The following is a 3,452-nucleotide window of genomic DNA, read 5'->3' on the forward strand; positions in this document are numbered from 1 at the left end:
ATACTACAAACAAACTTGAGCAAGTTTTAATTAAGATAACTATGAACTTTCGATTGGGCAAAATCTTGATAGCAGGGGTATTAGCGGTACTTTTGCTAGTAACTTCCTGTGCTAAAGCTCCCTCGCAATTTGACCAAGCGCAACAGGAAAGTACCGCTCGCGGGGCGGCGGCAGTGGTGAAAGAATCCACCTCTGGCGGCAGTTTTAATCGGTTTTTCCCGCCTTCTGGGGAGGATACGAGCGCGTCTATACCCAGGAGAAAAAAGGCTTTGCTGAGGCAAAACTGAAGCAAGATGGCAAAGTTGTGGCTATGTTAGCCATATCTGACATCAGCAATAATCCCGCCGCGGCCAATAAATTCCAAGACAGTCAAACCACAATCAAAGGTTTTCCCTCTGTGGAACAGGGTGCAACCGCCAGCGCCGTTTTAGTCAATAATCGCTATCAAGTCAAGGTTTTATCGCGGGAGGCCGATTTTTCTTCCAGCGATCGCCAAGCTTGGTTAGCTAAGTTCGATTTAGATGGTCTAGCAAAATTAAAGTAAGGAGACATCCGTGAGTAAGCCAATTTTTGAACTGGTGGACGAATTACCGACGAATAATCTCACCGTCAAAGTTCTCAAAACCCTTGATTATGTAGTGCCGGGACAGTGGGATAACCTAGTCGGGTTTAAAAATACGATTATCAAAGTCACCGGCGAAACCGACGAAAGCATGATCCAACAGATTGGCGATCGAGCCGTTTGGTTGTTTAATGATAAATCCCAGGGCTATCAACGGGCGCTCTGGCTCTACCAAACCATCGACAGCGCCGATAATGCCCTAGCCGCCGCCTCTCTTGCTAATGCCGTCGGTGGTAAAATTCCCCTCATGGGCGGTTTAATCGAAAAATTAACCCCTGCCCCCGAAAAAGCGCAAACCATCGATCTAACCTTGAAATTAGTGACCGAATTAGTCGCTTTTTGTCAAATTAATGGCATTCCGGGCGATAGTATCGATGATTTCGTCGCTTCTCTGGGAGATTATAGCGGCGAATCCCTGATGCGGATGGCGGCGTTAGTTTGTTTGGATGGTTTAATTCCCCTGGGGGGCAGTTTTATCCGGAAAGTGGAATCGGGCCTCAGCATTCTCACCCCGGAAGAATTAGAATCTAACTCTACTTTCGGCAGTATTAAAGAATTGATTCCGGGGGGAAATACTGCCAGAAAATTAGACTTTATCGGTCAAAGTTTCGACTCCACTAAAGGTTGGATGAGTGGTTTTGTCAGCGAGCGCAGTTTGAGCCAGCAGGGATTATTGAGCAAAATTCAGGGATTTATCGACTTTTCTGCCGATAAATTGGTATATGTCGGTGCATTCCTCGATATGACGACTAATTACTATGAACATACTGGCATTCAAACCCTGGCTCGTCGTTTAATCGAAAGAGCCGTGGCGGAAATTTAAGTGGGTGGGTGGAATTAAATATAAGATGAACGTAGGTTGGGCTTCGGCCGTGAGCTTTTGCCGAACGGTTGAAGCATGAAACCCAACGCCCGCATGGGTTACGCTACCGCTAACCCATCCTACAAATAATTGTGCCTCCCTACTTAGGGTTTGCGGCAAAAAGTTTTTCGTGGGGGCAGGGTGTGGGGTGTGAGGTTTCCTTCCCTACACCCGTTACAGTAGAGCAGGAAGTCGCCTTCCCACCCCCTGCTTCAAAACCGGACTTACGACTTTCGCCGTATCCGGCTCCTGAGTAACTAGGCTACTGTCATTAGTAGAATAATAATGGGAATTATTGTTTCCTTGTCTATTCAACTCTCTTGGCTGTATCCCCACCAGACAAGATTGTTGGTTTTAGGGCGTATATGACCGTTGATTGTTGCTTAGACTTCCTAGTTACCCGCCCTTTGTTAGCATATCTTTGATATTACTCAAAGCCTTGGCTTTTAAGGACATCCTCTCCCTCTATTGACTTGCGGATGGTTTCCTACTGCCCCGAACGGGCAGAGTCAATCAGGGTTACTTCGTTCCCTATAACCATTGGTTGAACAGTATTTGATGATACTGTCCACAACAGAGTAACGGGAATGCCTTACTGATAGTGGTATGAGCTATCAGCCCCAACTCTGTTAACTTTTGTTTCGAGCCTGTCAGCCTTTTGGCTCGTGGGTGTTGACGATGGTTAATTCGTATCTTCGCCCCAGGGCTATCCATAGGTTCTGGCTCAACGGGTTTCTGATTTAGGCTATCAGATACCGCTTTTTTTCCTCGCTCACTACCTCAGATGTACCAAGTCTAAAGCAGCAGGAAATGCCGTCACTCTAGGCATCTAGAGGACAGGACTAAGGTTATTACTAACCCGCACCTGTAAGGTTATAAAGTTATCAAGGTACTACATTTACCAAGCGGCTAATCCTCTAAACGTCTTACTGTCTAGTTTCTAGCCAACGAATCGCACCACACCCTACACCCTCTTTCAAGTCGGTCGTCAGCAAGAATTGCCAGAATTACATTTCTTAAGACAGATGACAGAATTTATGTCCGACTGCTTAATGGTATAATCAACCCCTAATCCCACTTTAAAAACCCACTGCCCACTCTCCTAAGGATTTAGTATAATATCCCCTCCTTAGTCCCTCAAGGCCATGAATCAGGCACAACTTATCCATGCCGCTAAACAGCAAGAGCCAGCCGCAATTATCGCCCTACTTAACCAAAGTCTCTTAACCAGAAAAATAGAGGTTGTTGAAGCCACCTCGCAAGAAAATGTCCTGACTCTAAAAGTTCAATCCAAAAATATACCTAATCAACACAAGTTATTACCTTTTTTGTCGGCAGAAATCAAAAGCTTGGGCATCGATGGATTAGAACAAGTGATCGTTTACGGTATGACCGAGGCATCCGATATCCCCGCTTGGCAAGAATCTATAACCCTGAGTCAAGATGATTTAATCGTCAATCGTGTCACCAAATTAAACTCTTTGCCGATAATAACCGCAGAAATCGCCGAAAATGACCGAGAAGATGCCCCAGAAGCTTTGGAAGACTCTGAAACAACCGAAGAAAAAGCCCTAGAGAAACCGGAGGAGTTCACTGAAGCTGCTGAGAATATTGTGGCCACTGGTGAGCGATTTTCCCCATCTCATCGGAGACACTCCCCTTTTCCCCTCAGTATAATTTTGCCTTACCTAGCGATCGGTTTTGGTGCTGGAATTATTATAGGTGCTTACTTTGGCTATCAAAAAGCAGTGAGTGAAATGCCCGCACAACCCGGAGCGATCGAACAAACCCGATAAATTTTCCTGTCCCCAACCTGATATGATCGAAATTGGCGATCTTACGATTAAGACCAATGCAAAATTTTCCTATCTCCAAACCCCAATGATTTAGGGCTTTTTTACTTGGGAATTTGTCGTTAAGGACAGCAGCAACAGTTTATTTTTTATCTTTAGCCCCGCATATCCAACC

Annotated in this window: 2 protein-coding genes and 1 pseudogene; all 3 read left to right on the forward strand. The window is 45.5% G+C overall.

Translation table 11 applies throughout. From position 1 onward, the window contains the following. Window positions 1–41: 41 nt before the first annotated feature. The 3 genes and pseudogenes from IQ242_RS19935 to IQ242_RS19945 all read left to right on the forward strand — a co-directional run bounded on the left by IQ242_RS19935 (window position 42) and on the right by IQ242_RS19945 (window position 3,280). A pseudogene (locus IQ242_RS19935) lies at window positions 42–544 on the forward strand (hypothetical protein). A 10-nt stretch (window positions 545–554) separates the two neighbouring features. Beyond that, the gene (locus tag IQ242_RS19940; RefSeq protein WP_149985413.1) at window positions 555–1,445 is read left to right on the forward strand and encodes a hypothetical protein; all 891 of its coding nucleotides are present in this window, start codon (window positions 555–557) and stop codon (window positions 1,443–1,445) included. Between the two features lie 1,184 nt (window positions 1,446–2,629). Then, window positions 2,630–3,280 (forward strand): hypothetical protein, encoded by a 651-nt coding sequence (locus tag IQ242_RS19945; protein ID WP_193961159.1) that lies wholly within the window; start codon window positions 2,630–2,632, stop codon window positions 3,278–3,280. Window positions 3,281–3,452 lie beyond the last annotated feature (172 nt).

Origin of the sequence: Microcystis sp. LEGE 08355, assembly GCF_015207185.1 — a bacterium.
Classification (GTDB): domain Bacteria; phylum Cyanobacteriota; class Cyanobacteriia; order Cyanobacteriales; family Microcystaceae; genus Microcystis; species Microcystis panniformis.